Source organism: Paenarthrobacter aromaticivorans (genome assembly GCF_019038615.1).
Classification (GTDB): domain Bacteria; phylum Actinomycetota; class Actinomycetes; order Actinomycetales; family Micrococcaceae; genus Arthrobacter; species Arthrobacter aromaticivorans.
Genome location: NZ_JAHOPC010000010.1, coordinates 86417 through 105731, shown reverse-complemented (window position 1 = coordinate 105731; position 19315 = coordinate 86417). Strand labels below are relative to the sequence as shown.

The 19315-nt window shown below is 59.4% G+C and carries 14 protein-coding genes; 10 read left to right on the top strand and 4 right to left on the bottom strand.

Annotated elements, in window-relative coordinates; translation table 11 throughout:
• Positions 1-7: 7 nt before the first annotated feature.
• The 6 genes from KSW38_RS16065 to KSW38_RS16040 all read left to right on the top strand — a co-directional run bounded on the left by KSW38_RS16065 (position 8) and on the right by KSW38_RS16040 (position 7110).
• On the top strand, positions 8-1036 hold the full coding sequence (locus KSW38_RS16065; protein ID WP_216925924.1) for a beta-keto acid cleavage family enzyme: 1029 nt from the start codon (positions 8-10) through the stop codon (positions 1034-1036).
• A gap of 961 nt (positions 1037-1997) precedes the next feature.
• Complete coding sequence (locus KSW38_RS16060) at positions 1998-2315, top strand: 2Fe-2S iron-sulfur cluster-binding protein (RefSeq protein ID WP_216925923.1); 318 nt, start codon at positions 1998-2000, stop codon at positions 2313-2315.
• A 12-nt stretch (positions 2316-2327) separates the two neighbouring features.
• A complete protein-coding gene (locus KSW38_RS16055) occupies positions 2328-3560 on the top strand; it encodes an NAD(P)/FAD-dependent oxidoreductase (protein ID WP_216925922.1) in 1233 nt (410 codons plus the stop codon).
• Positions 3561-3703: 143 nt separating this feature from the next.
• A complete protein-coding gene (locus KSW38_RS16050; protein ID WP_216925921.1) occupies positions 3704-4819 on the top strand; it encodes an aminomethyl transferase family protein in 1116 nt (371 codons plus the stop codon).
• A 2-nt stretch (positions 4820-4821) separates the two neighbouring features.
• Positions 4822-5664 carry a formyltetrahydrofolate deformylase gene (gene purU, locus KSW38_RS16045; RefSeq protein ID WP_216925920.1) on the top strand — a complete coding sequence of 281 codons (843 nt, stop codon included), beginning with the start codon at positions 4822-4824 and terminating at the stop codon, positions 5662-5664.
• Between the two features lie 162 nt (positions 5665-5826).
• Positions 5827-7110, top strand: coding sequence for a cytochrome P450 (locus tag KSW38_RS16040; protein WP_216925919.1), 1284 nt, complete (start codon positions 5827-5829; stop codon positions 7108-7110).
• 927 nt (positions 7111-8037) lie between these two features.
• On the opposite strand, the gene KSW38_RS16035 is transcribed toward KSW38_RS16040, so the two are convergent.
• The 3 genes from KSW38_RS16035 to KSW38_RS16025 all read right to left on the bottom strand — a co-directional run bounded on the left by KSW38_RS16035 (position 8038) and on the right by KSW38_RS16025 (position 10651).
• Complete coding sequence (locus KSW38_RS16035; RefSeq protein ID WP_254186597.1) at positions 8038-8442, bottom strand: cupin domain-containing protein; 405 nt, start codon at positions 8440-8442, stop codon at positions 8038-8040.
• Positions 8443-8572: 130 nt separating this feature from the next.
• Positions 8573-9778, bottom strand: a complete 1206-nt coding sequence (locus tag KSW38_RS23745; RefSeq protein WP_216925918.1) for a cytochrome P450 — start codon at positions 9776-9778, stop codon at positions 8573-8575.
• A gap of 60 nt (positions 9779-9838) precedes the next feature.
• Entirely contained in the window at positions 9839-10651 is an 813-nt protein-coding gene (locus KSW38_RS16025; protein WP_216925917.1) for an SDR family NAD(P)-dependent oxidoreductase, read from the bottom strand.
• A 403-nt stretch (positions 10652-11054) separates the two neighbouring features.
• Here KSW38_RS16025 and KSW38_RS16020 point away from each other — a divergent pair, with 403 nt between their 5' ends.
• The 4 genes from KSW38_RS16020 to KSW38_RS16005 all read left to right on the top strand — a co-directional run bounded on the left by KSW38_RS16020 (position 11055) and on the right by KSW38_RS16005 (position 18132).
• Complete coding sequence (locus KSW38_RS16020) at positions 11055-13139, top strand: hydantoinase/oxoprolinase family protein (RefSeq protein WP_216925916.1); 2085 nt, start codon at positions 11055-11057, stop codon at positions 13137-13139.
• A complete protein-coding gene (locus KSW38_RS16015; protein WP_216925915.1) occupies positions 13136-14908 on the top strand; it encodes a hydantoinase B/oxoprolinase family protein in 1773 nt (590 codons plus the stop codon). The genes KSW38_RS16020 and KSW38_RS16015 overlap by 4 nt, the downstream gene beginning before the upstream one ends.
• Before the next feature lie 186 nt (positions 14909-15094).
• Positions 15095-16243, top strand: a complete 1149-nt coding sequence (locus KSW38_RS16010; RefSeq protein ID WP_216925914.1) for a saccharopine dehydrogenase family protein — start codon at positions 15095-15097, stop codon at positions 16241-16243.
• A 359-nt stretch (positions 16244-16602) separates the two neighbouring features.
• A complete protein-coding gene (locus tag KSW38_RS16005; protein ID WP_216925913.1) occupies positions 16603-18132 on the top strand; it encodes a class I adenylate-forming enzyme family protein in 1530 nt (509 codons plus the stop codon).
• Between the two features lie 231 nt (positions 18133-18363).
• On the opposite strand, the gene KSW38_RS16000 is transcribed toward KSW38_RS16005, so the two are convergent.
• Positions 18364-19038, bottom strand: coding sequence for a TetR/AcrR family transcriptional regulator (locus tag KSW38_RS16000; RefSeq protein ID WP_216925912.1), 675 nt, complete (start codon positions 19036-19038; stop codon positions 18364-18366).
• Positions 19039-19315: the final 277 nt, after the last annotated feature.

The following is a 19315-nucleotide window of genomic DNA, read 5'->3' as shown; positions in this document are numbered from 1 at the left end:
GAGAGTCATGACCAACATCGATTGGGAACGCGTAGCCAAAGGCGTCGCCCGCGAAAACAAGAAGATGATCTGGCGACCGTATGGCATCCCCACGGTCATGGATCTGGAGCACTCTTGCTACCACGATGCCCCCATTTCTGAGCCGTGGACCGACATCCCGGAACAGATGATCATTTCCGTGGCCATCACGGGCGCATTCTTCCGCCAGGATCAGAACCCCCACCAGCCCATTACCCCTGATGAGATTCGCGAGTCAGCGCGAGAAGTCGCTCTAGCCGGAGCCAGCGCAATCCACATTCACGTCCGGGACGAAGACGGCTATAACGTCCTGTCTCCGGAGCGGTTTGAAGCGGTGATCCAGCCCCTCCATGACGAGTTCCCCGATGTCCCCGTGGATGCCTGCCTTGTGCCTGCCCTGGACGGGGAATGGGACAAGATGAACGACGTCCTGGAGTCGGGGTTGCTTGACGCGGCGCCGATCAACACCACTGCGACATACATTGGTGATTCCTTGTTCGTGAAGCCCACCCCCATCCTTCTGGAGAAAACCCGAAGGATCCTCGAGGCCGGCTCTGTCCCCGAGATCGCGGTCTACACCGACGCCGACGTCTCCAACGCTGACCGCTACCTGTTCAAGTCAGGATTGCTGAAGTCAGGTGCCGTATGGCTGGTGCTGCCTGCCTTGCCCGGCTGCAGCCCGATGGAAAACCCCCGGCAGATGGTGGCAAGCCTGACCCGCACCGTTGAGGCGATCCGCGACGTCGATCCTGAAGCAGTCATCATGGTCTGCGCCGCCGGACGCGCGTCCACCTACCTGGCAACGCTCGCCGCCGTCATGGGCCTGCACATCCGCGTTGGCATGGAGGACACCTACTTCAAGTGGCCCCACCGGGAAGACAAGCTGACCAGCAATCTTGAGGCATTCCAGCTGGCCAAGCAGTTGGCAGAGGTCGTGGGCCGCCGCGTTGCCACTCCCTCAGAGACCCGCGCCATCATGGGTCTCAAGCCACGCGTGGAAGCCACAGCAACGCACTGATCGGAAAACTCACCCAGGCCCTGCTGCCCTGCCAGTCCAGAACGAGTACGACGGGCTGGCCTGGCAGCAGGGCCATCAGCTTTCGAGCGTATGCCGTGCCAAAACGGGGCAATTCAGGGCGCACCCGGACTGCTGCGCCTGGTCAAGGGAACGCCCCGGAAGGTCAGCGACCGGGCACCGGAGCGGTCAGCCAGGCTCACCAACAGCACAGTACGGCCCCCTTGCTAGCAGCGTAGACCTCAAGATGAAGATATCGGCGTTTGCGGGGCTCGAGAATACTTTGTCGCGCTACTGAGAGCCGCACGATTCGCACGGGCCGCGTGGAGGCGGTCACCGCGACTGCGGACGCCCTATGGATTTCAGCGCAGGGACTCGACTCCCGCGCCCTATATGAAAAGGCAGAGGGCTATACGGTTCTGCCACTGCAGACCATGCAAGGATGACAGTAAAAGCGGGCCGGTGAACCTTGGACCGTCGACTTAGCGGTCTGCGCAAGAGGGTTGCCCTCCTCACCCGTTCCCACGTACTGGATCCATTCGATGACTGCAGTTGGCGCCTCCGAATCCGCCTCTCCCAAGGCACGACGTCACAGTTGTTGGCGGCTGACACTCAAACAGTGCCCCCTCACTCAGCGGCACCCTCTGCGCTGATTAATCGGTGGCTCGATTCCATGACTACCCTTGTGCCTCGCGTCAGTCCAAACGCATCAGCGTAGCTTTGCGCTGCAGGAGAGCCAAGGCGCAAGGAGCCAATGCCCGCGACTTTGACACCTTGAAGCTCGTAGCCACCCACGCCCCAGGCCCCTGCCCTAAGCCGGGAGGAGGCGGTTCGTTCGTCCGCATTGAATACCCGTTCAGCAGAAGCAAGCTGGACGTGACGTATTTCATGAAATGCCTTGACCGAGGCCCTTTATTAACGTTCAATAAGGACTAGCAATAGGCTCATCTACTAGGAGGCTCACATGCCTAAGATTACTTATCACCACGCCAGTGGCGACGTGGACACTGTGGAGGTACCGGAAGGCACCTCAATCATGCGGGCGGCCCTGACCAATAGCATCAACGGGATTGTCGGTGAATGCGGCGGCCAGACCATGTGCGCCACATGCCATGTATATGTGCGCGGCGACGTCGAACTCCCGGAAATTTCCGATGATGAGGACGAGATGCTTGATTGCACCGCGGACGACAGGCTCGGCAATTCACGGTTGGGTTGCCAAGTGGTCGCTGGCCGCGACTTCGGGGATATCGAGGTATCCCTCCCTGCGAATCAAAGCTGATCGGAGATAGCCATGACCGTTGTTATTGTCGGCGCGGGCCACTCAGGAGTTCAGGCGGCCGAATCGCTGCGTTTGGAGGGCTATGAGGACGCGATTGTTCTGCTTGACAAGGCTGACGACTTGCCTTATCAGCGTCCCCCGCTGTCCAAGGACTACATGAAAGCCGGCGGCGACCCCAATCCCATGCCGCTGCGTGGAGCCGCGTTTTATTCTGAGCATCGCATTGACCTGCGCGGGGGAAGCGAGGTCGTAAGCATTGACAGCGACGCCAAGGTGGTCGTCGTAAAGGATCGGGAGCCCATCCCCTACACCGAACTCATCATCGCCGCAGGCGCCGAGGCTCGACGTGCCCAGTGCGAGGGTACCGAACTGGGCGGGATCCACTACCTACGCACAGTCGAAGATGCGGAAGCACTGCGGTCCCAGCTCGAGCTTGGGAGCGGTCGGGTGTTGGTGGTAGGTGCTGGGTTCATCGGCCTGGAATTTGCCGCAGTCGCTGCGCAGCGGGGACTGGATGTCACCGTCATCGACTTTGCCCAGCGGCCCATGCAGCGAGTTCTCTCGCCATCCATGTCGGATTTCTTCACCGAGATGCACACTGACCTCGGAGTGAAGCTGCATTTCGACGAGGGGCTTGACCACTTCATCGGTGAAGGTGGCCGCGTAACGGCGGTCGCGGGCACATCCGGCGCGATTTACCCATGTGACTTCGCCGTCGTTGGACTCGGGGTTGTCACAGACGATGACCTTGCTGCAGGCGCCGGCATCAAGTGTGATCGTGGGATTCTCGTCGACGAGTACCTGCGCACGAACGTTCCGCACGTCTACGCAATAGGCGATCTGGCGGTGTTCCCATCACGTCACTTCGGGGGAAATCTGCGGCTCGAATCGGTGCAAAATGCGGTCGACATGGCCAAGATCGTGGCTAAGACGGTGACGGGGAGCCCCTCGACGTACGACATCGCGCCATGGTTCTGGTCGAACCAGGGATCAGCGAAGCTGCAGATCGCTGGCTTGGCCGATCCTGCTGACGTGGTGATTGAGCGTGGTGACCGCGCACAAGGCAAATTCAGCCAGTTCCTCTTCCGTAACGGAGACCTCGTGGCCGTTGAGTCCGTCAATGCTCCCGCGGATCACGTCGCAGCGCGCAAGCTTCTCGAACACGACAGCGGTATCACGATGGAGCAGGCACGCAGCCATGCCTTCGACCTGAAGAGCTACGCGCGAACCCTTCCGGTCCGGTAACAACCGTCGCAGGGACCAGACCAAGGACGCGCCTTGGCAATAGGCCCGGACATAAAGTTGTCCGCTTTCCCTTTCCTAGATCATCTGACACCGCCGGTATCTCAGCGGCGGTGCCACACCACAACAAACAGAGGTAGTCATCTATGCCGATTCCAGTAGGGCTCGAACCCAACCCGACCACCGAACGCTTCTCGAATCTCGTCTCAGAGTGGGCAGACTCGTTCGGCAGACCATTTGCAGTCCACTACGGCGATCCGGTCAAAGAGTACAAGGCTCTCCGCGAAGCCGTCGTGGCACTCGAATACTCTACGATCCGCAAGTGGTACGTGGAAGGCCCGGATGCCGTCGCTGCCGTGGACCAGGTATTTTCCCGCAACGTCAAAGCGCTACGGGTTGGCGGCATCGCCTACGGCGTGTTCACCGACACCAACGGCTTCATGATCGAAGATACGACGCTCGTCAAACTCTCCCCGGAGTCTGTGCTTGTGCTCGGCGGGGAGCACGAGACCCAGCAGCAACTGGAACTGGCAGCGCCAGCGGGTACAACAGTCATCGATCGTCGCGCTGAGTTTGCTGCCGTATCGCTCCAAGGCCCTTCGAGCCGCACGCTCTTGCAGCGGCTCACGGACGCCGATATTTCCAATGCCGCACTGCCATACTATGGGTCGCTTCTCGATGTCCAGGTGGCCGACGTCCCCGCGACCATCCTTAGGCTCGGATTCACCGCAGAATTGGGCTTCGAAATCATCGTGCCAGTCGAACACACCGACACACTCTGGGATGCAATCTTGGCCCAGCGCGATCTGGGAATTGAGCTAATGGGACTCGAAGCTATCCTCGTAGCCCGCACAGAGGCCGGCATGGTGATGAATGAATATGAATATGATCGGTCAACCACACCGTATGAGTGCGGCCTGGGCTGGACCCTGGACTTCGACAAGGGGCCCTTCCAAGGACGAGACGCCCTGCTGGCGAAGAAAAACAACGTTCGCACCCGCCTGGTAAGCGTGGAAACCACAGCACCAGCCCCCGGACTCGATGGTCGGCCCCTGCTCCTGGATGGACGACCCATCGGTCGCATAACCATGGCCGTTGCCTCACCCGCGCTTGGCGGCAAAACTTTGGCCCTCGCGCGCATCGAGACAGCACATGCACGTATCGGCTCGGAGGTCGACGTTGACACCGACCAGGGACCTGTACCTGGATTGGTTCGGCGGACGCCCGCATACGATCCCGAGCGCACGCGAGTTAAGAGCTGACCATGGAACGTTACGTGCTTCGCGCCCGGGCTGTTGACCAGCCTGGCATCATCCACAAGCTCACCGGCGGGATCGCGTCCACTGGAGGAAACATCCTGGATAGCGCACAACACTGCGACGAAGACAGTGGGCAGCTAAGTGTAAGGGTGGAGTTTGAATCCGGGGCGGATTCAGAAGACATCCGAACCGAACTTGTTGACCGGCTTGCCCAATTCGATCCGATCATCGAGCTCAGAAAAGTCAAAGACAAACGACGCGCCCTGATCATGGTCTCGAAGCTCGACCACTGCCTAGACGACCTCCTGTACCGGTATCGCAGAGGCGAATTGCCCATTGAGATTGCACTGGTCGTTTCAAACCACGAGGATTTGCGCAACGTAGTCGAAGCAGCCGGGTTGCCTTTCCATCACATCCCCGTCACTGCGGAGACCAAGCCAGCTGCCGAGCAGAAGTTGGCAACGCTAGTCAACGAAAGCCGTACGGATTTCATTGTGCTGGCCCGCTACATGCAGATCCTTTCCGATGACTTCAGTGCAAAGTTCGCCGGGCGCATCATCAACATCCACCACTCATTCTTGCCAAGCTTCAAGGGCGCGAAACCGTACCACCAGGCGCGTCAACGGGGCGTAAAACTCATCGGCGCCACCGCCCACTACGTCACCGCGGACCTGGATGAAGGACCGATCATCGAGCAGGATGTCGTCCGGGTCAACCACCGGAGCAGCGCGGATAATCTCGTGGTGATCGGCCGTGACGTCGAACGTAAGGTACTCTCCGAGGCCGTGCGGCTTCACGCCGACGATCGGGTCTTCCTTTCAGGAAACCACACAGTCATTCTCGGCTGACCGGGTCCTGAGTCGGCCGACCTACTTCTAGGTACGTCGCTTCAGGGACCTTAAATAGGGCGAGCCGACACAGGAACCCAACCGATCTCACCGGAGAGCACCTCGTGAGGGCTTTCCACCAGTCTTCACGACACAAGGAAGAACGAAAGGATGTGCAGAACTATGGGAAGCACTGCACCGCTGACCGACACCACGGGTAATGACCGATCCTTCTATCGCTTTGGAGGAGTTGCCCTGAACAGCTGCAGCGCTCTCCCACCCGGGAATGGGCAACTTCCAGCCTACGAATATTACCCTTGGGACGATCCGGAATTTGAGCGTGACCCCCACCCCTGGTACACACGCGCACAGGCAGAAGTACCCGTTATGCTCGACGACACAGGGGCCTACGTTGTGTCACGCTACGACGACGTCATGGAATTCGGACTCATGCCCTGCATGTCCGTCGAACCGGGGTGGGATGCGGCCGGGCCATGGTCCATTGCCAGTTCGACGATCATCGGTCGTGACGCACCTGATCACACCCGTTTGCGCCGTCAGACGAACAAGTGGTTCGCGCCAAAAGCCGTTCGCGAATGGGTGAGCACGACAAAGGAAGTGACGAGCCAGATCCTGGATGCGACAGAAGGGGGCAGGCTCGACGGCTGGCGTGACCTGTCAGTTCTTCCTACGCACCGAACGATGTGCCGGGTGCTTCAGGTTGACGACAATGACGCAATGGAAGTAATGGCTGAAATGGCCGACACGATGCCCATGCTGTCCGCCCGCCCCCGGCCAGGGACATGGGAAAAAGCAGCGGAGGGATTTGACAAGCTGGCACAGCGCATTGATGCCATGCTGGATGGCCGCAGCGCTTCTTCGGCTGACGGGCTGACCGACGCTCTCCTCGATGCGGAGCGGGAGGGGACCATCTCGAGTGAGGAGATGCGGGCTACTGCCCTCCTGCTGTACAGTCTCGGTCACATGGATGTCGGGTATCTCATTGCCGCCGGCCTTCGCGTCTTCGCCGAACTCCCCGAGGTCTACGCGGCGTTCCGAAAGAACGAGGAATTCCGCGACGCCATCATTAACGAAATTGTGCGTATGGATCCGCCGGAGCTTTCCTTCTACAGGACCACTCTGGAAGATGTCATCATCCGCGGAGTGAACATTCCTGCGGGCTCACGCATCCGGTTCATGATCAGTGCCGCGAACCGGGATCCGGAGTTTTTTGATCAACCACATCACTTCGACTACCACCGCCCCCAAACCCACAGCAAGAACCTGTCGTTCGGTCTTGGTCCGCACACCTGTGCTGGGCAGGGGTATGCCCGCGCTCAAGCCCGCACAATTTTTGAAGAGGTCGCTGCACGGTTCAAGTCGATAGAACTCGAGGTCCCCTTCGAAATGGATAACACGGACTTCTCCCGTCACTACACGACATTGCCGCTCCGTTTAAGCAACTGAAGCTGGCGAGCAACGCTGCAGCACATGCAAAGGGCATCTGGAAGATTATCCGGGTGCCCTTTGATCGTTGAACTTCTCCGCACGATATGAGCGCAGGGCGGCCCAACGAAGGTCTAGGCGCCGACTAGGGAAGGCCTCGACGCAGACGCCCGGAGGGAGAAGTCCGTACCTGGTCTGGTGGGCAAACGCCGACCCAGAAGCACATGGGGCGCGTACGGTGCCCTGATGGTATCTTGACCCCCAACCTGCCCACCGCAGCAGTTAAGCAGCCGTCGATACTGACGATCAGTGAGATGGACGACCCGGCATGCCACAGGCGAGCGGCGGAGAGATTCGCGCCACACGCCTGCCCTTTTCTAACACTCCATTTGCCACCGTATTCGACGATATACAGGAGTGGCGGAATGCCTGGTTGTACTAACCCGGTTGGTTGGGGACGCGGCTGGCAAGTGGAGGCGCCTTTGAGCACAGTGTGTGGCTTGGTGCTCGATGAAGCTGGGAACAGGCTTGACGTTCGGTTTCCGAGGTGTAGGGGCTAGTGCGTTGGTGGCGAATGCCTCCTTCGGTCCAGACCTGGGCGAAGATGCGGGAGCGGTAGCAGCCTCCGTTGTCGGCTAGGACTCGCTGGGTTCTTACCCCGTGGGCGGTGATCGCGTTTCGCATGAACGCCGCGGCGTTTCCTTGGTCTCCGAGAGAATCTCGGAGTATACGTAGGGGAGCGGTCATCGACGGCATGGTGGACAAAGGCGTCGCCGTGTTGCTGGCCCCGGTTCTTGTTGGATCCGTCGGCGAGGTTCCGGGCCCGGGAGTTCGGTTCCCCGGTCATGCGGCCGGCTCTGCGGTGTCCACCGCAGCACCACACAACGCCCGGGGCTCCTCTTATTGCGTCAAATCCATAGCGTGTCACCAACCTCCCGGGTCAGTACACTAGTCGTCGATCTCCCAGTACTCCAGGTTCTGGGAGGCGGCCCCCTCCGGGTTTGGCCCGTAAAACCCTAGCATCCGGGCATACTTGGGAGCCCAGTAATAGCCCGTTTGCCCTGCCGGAACCCGGATCGTGTCACCTGGCCGACCCACTACTTCCGTGTCACCAACCCGAATGTGGAGCTCTCCTTCCAAAACGACACTCACTTCGTCATGGGGGTGGTGATCTGCGAATCCTGCTCGATCCAGTTCCCATTCGGACATCGCATAGGTGGCCCAGCCGTCAGGCCTAGTGTTGAAAATCCAGCGAGCCTTCATTCGGGGGGTCTTGGTGGAAACCTGCGTGAGAGGCGCGGAAACGACAAGTTCGGGCTCAGCGGCTTGGAGGCCGCTTACAATGGTGCTCATGGCATGTTCCTCTGTTTTAAGTAAAGGGGTCAGAAAAGACGCCGGTTGATCAAACTATTCGCTTGAGAACGCCAAGAGGCGCCCGTGGCCAAGAACGAGCGCCTCTTGAGCCCCGCTCAAGCACTTTGAATTACGAAAGCCGGACGGTAAGTCCTTCGCAGTTTCTGTGGCGGTCAGAAAAAACCCATTCGGGTTCACCGATGACCTCGATATTCTCCATCCGCTCGGCCAGCACATCGAGTACTGCCCTCATTTCGACGCGTGCCACGCCCTGGCCACAGCAACTGTGTGTTCCTGCACCAAAAGCTATCGCCATACTCGCTGCCGGTGGCCGCGTCCAGTCGAACCCGTCGGGGTCTCGGAAAACTTCCGGGTCACGCACAGCAGCACCAAGAATGAAACGCACTTGAGTATTGGCCGGGATCTGGACGCCACGGATTTCATAGGACTCTGTTGTGTAGCGGTCCACGAGCACTTCAGGAAGGGCCCTACGGAAAGCCTCGTTGATGATGGCTGTGCGGGCATCCGTATTCTCGCGGTATTCCTTCCACGCCTCGGGGTAGGCTGCCAGATCGGCCAATGCGGAGGCCATGCAGTACCCGGGGTTATGTGCAGCAGAGCCCCAGAGAATCTGAATCGATTCCTTGAGTTCCCGGTCGGTTAGCCCGCCCTCATCGGTGATGTCAATCATCGCGTCCAGGAGGCCGTCTCCGGGATTTTTCCGCTTCTCCTTGATGAGACGATCCGCGTTGAACATCATGAACCCAAACCCCTCCCAGGCCCTGGTTTTTTCGTCTTCCGTCGGCTCCCAACCCAACGAGTCCATAGTCTGGTTGGTCGCCAGAATGTATGGCAATCCATCTTCCCGGGGGATGCCCAAAGCCATCGCCATTGCGTCCTGGGCAGGCTGCACCCCAAGATCACGGTGGGCATTGATGATTCCGTCGGGCCCGATCCTGTCAAGGGCAGCACGGGCAGACTCAGCCGCCACTTCACCCATGCCTTTCGTGGCTTTGGGAGTCAACCACTTTCTGAACGACTTGTGGATCCGTGTATGGGTCTCCCCTTCAGTGAGCAAGACTGAGTTGAGGTTCGACGCCCACGGGCTGTCGCCGATGCCTTCGGGCGGCACTGCCACAAGTGAGGGATTCTTTAGGTGTTCCGTCACGTCGTCGTACCGGGAGACAATAATCGTCCCGTTTTCAAGTTTGAGGATGGGATATTCTTCACGAACCCGCGCGAACCACGGCCAGGGTGCCTTGACGAACTCCGGGTCCCTCCAGGGGAGGAGGTCCACACCTGGAGGTGCGGTTATCGATTGCTGTGTAGTTGTCACAGTATCTCCTTCATCCTGTTCCGGACATTGAACAGGAGCTTTCTTTGGCTGATGGTGCTGTTAGATGGGGTTTCTTGCGGCCGTCAACCAGCCACCGTCAATGACCATCGCGGCGCCGTGAATAAATGCCGCGTCCTCACTGGCCAAATAGACAGCCATCCGGGCTATTTCCCGTGGTTCACACCACCGGCCGGCCGGCGTGCGCGCGATCTCGGTTTCACTGTCTGGCAAAGTTTCCGAACCCCCTTCAGGCATGGTCAGGCCGGTAGCCGTTGCCCCTGGGCAGATTGCATTCACCCGAATTCCCTGGCGTCCGTAGTCAAACGTGAGCTGACGGGTCAGACCCAGCACTCCATGCTTGGAGGCCGTGTAAGCAGTGCCGCCGCCAGCCGCGCTAAATGCTGAAATTGAGGCAGTGTTGATGATCGCGCCCCCGGATTGCTCAAGCATCTGGGGAATAACGGCGCGCGACATCAGGAACGGCCCCGTCAGATTTACGGCGAGCGTGCGATGCCACTCAGCAAGTGAGATCTCATGTGCTGGTCGGAAACTGTCAATAATGCCCGCATTATTGCAAAGCACATCCACACGCCCTGCCCATTCACGCACCTGCCGTATGGACGCTTCCACCGATTCAACGTCAGAAACATCGACCTCAACTGCCAATGCACTTTCAGGATTGTCGAGGCCCTCGACCGTCCGCTTGGCACTTACAAAATTGATATCAAGTGCAGCCACCCGCGCGCCTTCAGCCACGAACTCCTGAACCATGGCTTGGCCCATGCCGGACCCCGCGCCCGTGACGACCACGACCTGGTCTTCAAACTTTGTCAAAAGACACCGACTTCCCGCCGCTTCAACCTTGAGCGGCACTACGATTCTTGGTTCCATTGCTGACCAACGCCGACCGGGGCAGCGCTTCTGTCTTCAGCAGCCGGACCCTGCCACGCCCGGGCTCAAAGTGCGAATACCATGAACGTTTGCGTGATCCAAGTTACTATTGTCGATGTCAGCTTAATGATCGTTAAGCACCGCGTCAAGGGTTAGTTACTAGCGCAGGGCGACGGCAGAGTGTCGCAAGGATGATGTGCTGCCTTTAGATAGGCCCTGCCAAGGTACGAGTCCGTACTCAACCCCTGAAACATGGGATCTACTTCACACGAGAGCCTTGACAAGTTGAACTTACTTAACATTCAATAAACACAATCTTTGGTGCCGCTTCTGAGCTCTATAGCTCCTTTCGGGTCGGACCATCCATTTCAGCAGGGAGAATCTCATGGGCTATCAGGTCTCCGCGGACACCGGTGGAACATTCATCGACGTTGTCGTGCAAGATCCAACAGCAAAGCAGGTGATCGGCAAGTCACTGACCACATATGACAGGGTCTTTCGCGGCATGTCGAAGGCGATTGACATCGCCGCTAACGAAATCGGGATGTCGGCTAAGGAGCTTTTGGCCGAGACCGACCTGTTTATATACGGCACGACCCATGCGACCAATGCCATCGTGACTCGCAAGGATCTCGCCAAGACCGCTCTGCTCACCACCGCGGGCTTTGAGGATGTACTCGTTCTCAAAGAGGGCGGCAAGCAGGACGGATACGACTTCAGCAAGCGGTACCCCGATCCTTATATTCCGCGGCGTCACACGTTCGGCGTCCGCGAACGAATCAACTCGGAGGGCGAGGTCGTCGCCGAACTCGACGAGAAGGATCTTCGCGAAACGCTGAAGACCCTGGAGGAGGACGGCTTCGAAGCTGTTGCCGTCTCGCTGCTTTGGTCCGTAATCAACCCTGCCCACGAGTTGCGCGTCGCTGAGCTCCTGGCCGAGCTGGCCCCAAACCTGCCGGTGACGCTGTCGCACAAGATCGCACCCATCATCCGGGAGTACCGCCGGACTTCAGCTGCAGCAATCGATGCCTCCCTGAAGCCCCTGATGCAGCAACACTTCAAGCAATTGGAGAAGGACCTTCGCGACTTCGGCTACAAGGGCGCCATTCTGGTCTCCACGAGCATGGGCGGGGTGATGAACATTGAGGAGGTCATTGAGTCTCCGATTCACACAGCCCGCAGTGGTCCGTCAATGGCCCCCCTCGCCGGCCTCAATTACTCGCTTCAGGAAGGGCTTGGCGGTGACATGATCGTCGCCGACACCGGCGGCACCACCTTTGACGTCGGGCTGTCCCGTGACGGTACGGTCGTGCACTCACGTGACACGTGGATCGGGCCCGAGTGGGAGGGCGACCTCCTCGGAATCTCCTCCGTGGACATCCGCTCCATCGGAGCCGGTGGCGGTTCGATCGCATGGGTGGACGAAGGAGGCCTGCTTCGTGTTGGTCCCCAGTCGGCCGGATCCGAACCCGGGCCCGCCTGTTACGGCAACGGCGGCACTGAACCGACGCTTTCTGACGCTGCCTGCGTCCTGGGCTACTTTGACCCCGACTACTTCTTGGGCGGTCGAATGCAGCTGGATGTCGACGCGGCAGAAGCAGCCATTGGAAACGTCGCCGCCCAGCTCGGGGTAAGCATACTCGAAGCTGCCTGGGGAATCCTGTCCCTGGCAAGCGAAGCGATGGTCAAGGCCGTGCACGAAATTACCACCGTCCAGGGGCTCAATCCCCAAGACAGCACGTTGGTGGCCGGCGGCGGCGCTGCGGGCATCAACATCATGCAGATTGCGAGCGAACTAGGATCACGCCGGGTCATCCTGCCAAAGGTAGCCTCCGCTCTGTCAGCTTCGGGTATGCATTTCGCTGACATCGTAAAAGAGGAGTCAGCTGCCCTCATCACTTCCTCTGAAGACTTCGCGGCGGCCAGCGTAGAGAAAGTCCTGCTGGGCCTCGAAGCACAGCTGGACAAGTTCGCTGGCAGGTTCAGCGAGAACTACCCTGACTACGCCTTGGAGTTCGGCGTCGAGGCCCGCTACAAGGGCCAGATCTGGGCGATTGATGTACCCCTCCAGTCGGCGCAACTGAGCTCGGAAAGCGACCAACAGCGCTTGTTCAGCACATTCCACGACCTGCACGAGCGCGTGATGGCTGTCCGTGACCCCGGTTCAGCCATAGAGTTTCTCAACTGGCGAGCCCGGGTCACGGTCAACATTCCCCGGGCACAACAGAAATTCGCGGGTACCGAAGAACGCGTTGGCAACTCCTCCTCCAAGCGGACGTGCTACTTCAGTGGCACAGGAAAAATTGAGACGCCCGTGTTCAAGCCAGCTGACCTCGTTCCCGGCACGAGGGTGAGTGGCCCGGCAGTGATTGAGGAACCCACGACAACCCTTGTTATCTACCCCGGGATGGCTGCCCAGGTAGCGGCCACCGGAAATTACTTGCTTCACATTGAGGAGGACGAGGCATGAGCAAGAACTTTGATGCTATCCGTACTGCAGTCATAGCCAACAAGATCGACGGCATCGTGCGGGAGATGACCAACACGCTTTTGCGCTCGGCCCGCTCTGCCGTCATCAACAGCGCACGGGACTTTTCCTGTGTGATCCTCACGGCTGAGGATGAGCTGCTGGCAGCAGCGGAGGGGATTCCCGTTCACGTTTTCGGAGCCCAACTCCAGGCCCAGGCTCTGCGGGCCGCTCACCCCCAGCTGCGCGAGGGGGACGCCTACCTCGACAACAACCCGTATGTCGGCAACTCCCACGCCGCTGACCACACCATCCTTGTTCCGGTTTTCGTCGATGGTGAGCACTTGTTTACGGCCGTGACGAAAGCCCACCAGGCCGATATCGGCAACTCGATCCCGACTACCTACCACGCTGCAGCCAAGGATGTTTATGAAGAAGGCGCACTGATCTTCCCCACGGTGAAGGTACAGTCCGACTACGAGAATGTCGATGATGTCATCCGTATGTGCCAAAACCGCATCAGGGTCCCCTCGCAATGGTACGGAGATTATCTAGCATCTGTGGGTGCTGCACGTATTGCCGAGCGCCGTCTGAAGGAACTCGTCGCCAAGTACGGCATCGAGACGGTCAAAAAGTTCATGCGCGACTGGCTGGACTACAGCGAAAAAATGATGACCAAAGCGATCGAAAACCTGCCGGCCGCCAAGCTGCACAACACCGGCCGGCACGACGCCTTCCTGCCGTATCTTCCCGACGGACTGGAAATCGATGCCAGGATTGAGATCAAACCCGGGGAAGGGCTGATCCACGTTGACCTGACCCACAACGGCCCTAACGTCGACTGTGGTCTCAACCTAACGGAGGCAACCACCCGCGCCGCAGTCTTCAGCGGAATCTTCAATGCGATCCCGCTACGGATCCCAAAGAACTCCGGTGCGTTCAGGCGGGTAGTTATCGACATGAACGAAGGCTCCGCTGTAGGAAAACCTCTTTTCCCGCACAGCTGCTCGGTCGCGACCACGAACGTCACCGACCGGCTGATCAACTGCGTTGGAGCCGCCTTCGCACAGTTGGGCGAGCCATACGGGGTCGCCGAAGGCGCCGTTGGCGTGGGCGTAGGTTACGCAGTGCTGTCAGGGACGGACAGGCGCAGCGGTGAAACCTTCGTGAACCAGGTCTGTGTCACCGCCAACGGCGGTCCGGGCAGCGCACACGCCGATGGGTGGGTCACCTACGGGGTTCCCTGTGTCAGCGGACTGATGTACCGGGACTCGGTGGAGGTCGACGAAGTCAAGATGCCCATCCTCTACAAGCATCTCCGACTCGTGGCCGACACCGGGGGAGCCGGCAAGTTCCGCGGAGGCCCCTCTTTCGAGCTCGCCTACACCCCCAAGGCCGACCCAATCACTGTCATCTATCCCTGCGACGGCCAGGACAACCCCTCCAAGGGCGTGGCCGGCGGCTTGCATGGCAGGACTGCCGAAGCTTGGCTGGAGAAGGCCGATGGCTCCCGTGAGAAGCTCGCAAACACCGCAACCGTCGTCCTGAACCCGGGCGAGACAATCCACGGATTTGATGCATCTGGCGGTGGATATGGCTCACCGCTGGAGCGGGACCCAAGCCTGGTCCTGACAGACGTCCTTGAGCTCTGGGAGACCGCAGAACACGCCAAGACCGTCTACGGCGTCGAGATCGTGACCACTGACAACGGTCTTGCTGTCGATGAAGCCGCCACGTCTCGTCGCCGCGCCGAAATGGCAGCTGCCAACTGATCGAAAACAGCGATCCGGTTGCCGGCCGGCGGCGCATCGCCCCCGAACCGGCAGCCGGACAGTGTCGTCCGAAACGACACGGCCGCCAGCACATATACGCGGGCAACCGACACGATAGGCACTCCGCTGCACAGACAGCACAGCAAAAACAGGACTATTCAACGAAGAATGAAAGAGGTACGGACAATGAGCAAGCCAACAGTGGTGGTGCTTGGGGCCGGTGGCGCGCAGGCGTCAGGATTGATCCGTGGTTTAGGCCGGTCCTCGACGGAACTACGGCTGATTTGCTGTGACCGCAAGTTCCGTGCGGAAGCGGTCATCGACGCTGGAAACCAAGAAGTGCATCAATTGGAGTTTGACCTGTTGGCAGACTCCGCCAAATTGCACGAGGTTCTGTCTGACGCTGACCTCGTTGTCAACTGCACAGGCCCCTACTACACCTTGGGCCCTGTGATCCTTGACGCAGCGATTGCAGCAGGAACCAACTACGTGGACATCTGCGATGATGCCGACGCTACCGAACTGCTGCTGCAGCGGGACGTGGCAGCCAAAGACGCAGGAGTGACTGCACTCATAGGAATGGGTTCGGCCCCCGGGACGACCAACGTTCTCGTCCGTCTCGCGCTTGACTCGCTGCCACCCGGTGAGGCCAGCGCATCCATCACGTGGTGCGTCGACGCAAGCGACATGGTCGGCGCAGTAGTACCCCACTTCGCTCACTCCTTCAGTACCGCCATCGCCGAGGCCGGAGGTACCCCCGCTTGGGAGGACCTCCACCCGTCCCGAGTGAAATTCCCTGAACCTATCGGGGAGCAGCTCGTGGTGACGCTGAGCCATCCTGAAGTCATCACCCTTCCCAGATTCACGCGTGTTACTGAGGCCACGAATCAGGGGGGGCTGATTCCCGAAGACTTCACTCACCTTGGCTGGGTCATTTCGCGGCTACCCGGGAACGAAAACAGGACGGCGGCCATGCACGCCATTTTCGAGACGGCCCGCGTCCAGCACGCGGACCGCGAACCGGTCGGAGCCGGACTGATCGTTGATGTGCGAGTTGGTTCCGAAGGCATCGCTTTCCTATCGGGCGGCAAAATGAGCCAGGAAGACGCGACCGGCACACCCGCAGCGGCCGGAGCGCTTGTAGCCCTCCAGGGGCGCGTGCCCGGGCCCGGGGTGGTGTCCCCAGAAGTTCTCCATCCAGCCGACTTTTTTGCGTCGCTCCGCCAAGTTTCAGCAGGAGGTGGCGGCATGACGGCCTATCGAACGCGCAACGGCGAGGTTCTTGAACACGTCCGGATACGTGACCTTCTGACCGCCCTTACTGCAGTCAGGTAAAGCCAGACAGCGCAGCCTAAGACCGCCCCATGGAGGTTCTGCGGTATGACGGCTCAACCGCTTGACTCCCGCAGATTCTAGCGTGAACGCAAGGATGACCTGTCGAAGCGGGAGGTGCCCAACCAAGCATCTGACGCTTCGTCGCGAACGCCTCCAGCGTCAGATGCAGCGCAAGTCTTGCTGCGAGCACCCTTGACGAAAGACTCGTGGGCAATCCCATAATTGAATGCATGTTAATTAAGTACCTTGGGTCGGAAGGCCTGATGACCAAAGGCGCGGCAATTCCTGCTCGCCGCCATTGGTGGTGTACTCATCGATCCCGCCAAACGCGGCGCTAGCTACAAAGGAGTACGCGCTCTATGAAACAGCACCCTGACGATAGGCCATTGCCTTTCCCAACGCTTTCGGCAGCGCTTGCCCATTGGGCTGCAAGCACCCCACACGCCCTTGCCCTGACTGCCGCGTCGGACGAGCTTACCTATGCCGACCTGTCGAGAAGAGTTTCTCGCTGTGCTGGATGGCTGGCAGAACAGGGCGTCGGGCCCGGTGATCGTGTCGTGATTGTTGGGCACAATACACTTGCCTGGGTTGTTCATTATCTGGCCGTTCTTTCGATGGGAGCGGTCATCGCTCCGGCGAACAACAGGTTGAACCCTGCGCAGTTCGCAGATCAGGTAGATCTGCTGGGAGCTGTACTGGTGTTGGCGGACGAGGAACATCGGGATATTGTGGCCCGCTTGCCTGCGCAAAGGGTCAGAGCTTTGAGCGAGAACAACGAGAGCACAGTCCATGCGACGGTCCCTTCTCTTGACGCAAAATCACCAGCACTTGTCAGTTTTACGTCCGGAACAACGGGGAAGCCAAAGGGAGCAACCCTAACCCAGAGGGCATTAGCTGAGGCCTCCTGGGCCTTCGTTCGCGTCCTGGACACTGATAACTCGGACTCGACTCTTGTCGTCGTGCCGATGTTCCATAACACCGGTTTTGTCGATCAGCTGGGACACATGCTGCTGCTGGGTGCCCGCACCGACCTGCTGCACAAGTTCAGCAGGGTAGCGGCGGTTGAGGCCCTATTGGCCCGGCCCGTGACCTACTTGGCGGCGGTACCGAGCGTCATCCGGCTCATTATGCTTGCTGATGGAGCTGATACCGCCTTGGCGCCCCTTCGCACCCTGCTATATGGGGGATCGCCGATGCCGGCGCCATGGATTCAGGAATTATTGGAGCGCTGGCCCCGGATTCGGCCCTTTCACGGCTATGGAATGACCGAGTACGGATCCGCCGTTTCCTTCCTCACCCCGGAATATGCCCGGGACTTCGGGGAGTCTGTGGGCTTCGCTGTGCCAGGGACGACCATTCGTATCGTCGGTGATGACAACGCTGATGTCGCACCAGGAGATGTGGGGGAGTTGTGGGTTAAGGGCCCCACAATCATGCAGGGTTACTGGCGTCAGCCCGAACTCACCGCTTCCAAAATTCACGATGGCTGGCTCCGTACCGGCGACCTTGCAAGACTGGATGACGGTTTGTATTACATTGAAGGCCGCGTCGATGACGTGATCAACCGCGGCGGCGAAAAGGTGCTTCCCGCCCATGTGGAAGGTCTCCTGGCAAGCATTCAAGCAGTAGGCCAGAGTTGCGTATTCGGTGTTCCTGATCCAATAATGCAAAATCGGGTTTGGGCGGCAGTCGAGGAGCGGCCCGGTGAGACTTTTGATCCAATCGCAGCCCGTGAAGCTCTACGGCCGTTTCTTCCGGACTACGCGGTCCCGGAACGGATTGAAATCCTCAACCCCATGCCGAGGACGGCCAGCGGCAAGATCGACCGGCGTGCCGTCGCTGCCCATTTCAAGGGCCTGGCGATGCGGACCCTCGCGCCCCGCGCGTGATCCTTCGGCCATAAACTAGGGGCGGCCGGGCTTCTGACGCTCGCGTTTGCTTGCGGGCGAGCGTCAGAAGCCCGGCCGCACGAGGTCTTGGTGGCCTCATCCGTCTGAGGTCTTAGAGCGCCCAAGCGCAGTAAGCTCCCCATAGGGACAAGGGTCCCTGGCCCCTGGCCCCTGGCCCCTGGCACGAGCTTCCCCTCCTGGGAATGGGACATCGTGCCGGCTGGAGTGAAGCTAAACAACTTCTAACGAGTTAGCATATGCAGAGGCCCCGACCATGTTCCTTACGAGACTTTCGTAGCGGTTGGCAACCGCCGCAACAGACATTTCTCCCTGGGGATCGAACCACGTAAAAACATAGTCGCACAGTGTGATGATGGCGAAGGAGGCTGTTCTGACATCATCCACCCGCATGACACCCCGGTCCTTTCCGCGCTGAAGGACCTCAGCCACTTCTTGCACATAAGCTCGTTGCATCTTGAAGACCGGTTCAAGGCGTTCGCTTGGAAGATCATGGGACTCGCCCTTGTACGTCATCGTTAGGTCAAAAGCGCGGGCAGCACCTAACTGCTGAAGCTGCCAGGTGACGTGAGCACGAACGATCTGACCCAGTTTCGTCACCGGTTCCTCGTCAGTAATCGAGTCGTGCACATGTGCAAGAAAATCCTTCATTGAAGCGTCCAGCACTGAGACGTAAAGATCGTCCTTTGAAGGGAAGTACCAGTAAATCGCGGGGGCAGAGACACCCAGCTCCTGGGCCAGGGCTTTCATGCTTGTTCCGGCGTACCCATGCTGCAAAAACTTGTGCAGCGCCACTTTCATGACCCGCTCACGGCTGATTGAGTCGCTGTTGACTGCGGGAGCCTTGCCTTTGCGGCCAGTCCTGGGTGCTGTTCGACTCGTAACCATGTAAGTTCTCTTCTTCTCGCGGCTGAAACACTAATTGGCAGCTCTAGAGCTGCTTTCCAACCAGCTTAACGTTAAATAAGGAGATCCGGGAACGTTCCTCCTGAATAGCAGGTGTGGGGCAACCGGGTGAGGCGCTGACTTGCCTTGTCCTCGTCGGCGGCGTGGGGTGCGGCCTCCGGTAGCTTCCCCTTCCAGAATGCTTGTTCTGGTTGCGGGAAAGCTTCACTCGGTCAATAGCGCGGAACATGCAAACTCGACAGCATCTGTGCCACTGCCT

What these genes read in the sequence shown, in the direction of transcription:
- KSW38_RS16000 (WP_216925912.1), bottom strand. Translation starts at nt 19,038, where the DNA reads ATGGTTACGAGTCGAACAGCACCCAGGACTGGCCGCAAAGGCAAGGCT.
- KSW38_RS16065 (WP_216925924.1), top strand. Translation starts at nt 8, where the DNA reads ATGACCAACATCGATTGGGAACGCGTAGCCAAAGGCGTCGCCCGCGAA.
- KSW38_RS16040 (WP_216925919.1), top strand. Translation starts at nt 5,827, where the DNA reads ATGGGAAGCACTGCACCGCTGACCGACACCACGGGTAATGACCGATCC.
- KSW38_RS16050 (WP_216925921.1), top strand. Translation starts at nt 3,704, where the DNA reads ATGCCGATTCCAGTAGGGCTCGAACCCAACCCGACCACCGAACGCTTC.
- purU (WP_216925920.1), top strand. Translation starts at nt 4,822, where the DNA reads ATGGAACGTTACGTGCTTCGCGCCCGGGCTGTTGACCAGCCTGGCATC.
- KSW38_RS16005 (WP_216925913.1), top strand. Translation starts at nt 16,603, where the DNA reads ATGAAACAGCACCCTGACGATAGGCCATTGCCTTTCCCAACGCTTTCG.
- KSW38_RS16015 (WP_216925915.1), top strand. Translation starts at nt 13,136, where the DNA reads ATGAGCAAGAACTTTGATGCTATCCGTACTGCAGTCATAGCCAACAAG.
- KSW38_RS16055 (WP_216925922.1), top strand. Translation starts at nt 2,328, where the DNA reads ATGACCGTTGTTATTGTCGGCGCGGGCCACTCAGGAGTTCAGGCGGCC.
- KSW38_RS16035 (WP_254186597.1), bottom strand. Translation starts at nt 8,442, where the DNA reads ATGAGCACCATTGTAAGCGGCCTCCAAGCCGCTGAGCCCGAACTTGTC.
- KSW38_RS16020 (WP_216925916.1), top strand. Translation starts at nt 11,055, where the DNA reads ATGGGCTATCAGGTCTCCGCGGACACCGGTGGAACATTCATCGACGTT.
- KSW38_RS16060 (WP_216925923.1), top strand. Translation starts at nt 1,998, where the DNA reads ATGCCTAAGATTACTTATCACCACGCCAGTGGCGACGTGGACACTGTG.
- KSW38_RS16010 (WP_216925914.1), top strand. Translation starts at nt 15,095, where the DNA reads ATGAGCAAGCCAACAGTGGTGGTGCTTGGGGCCGGTGGCGCGCAGGCG.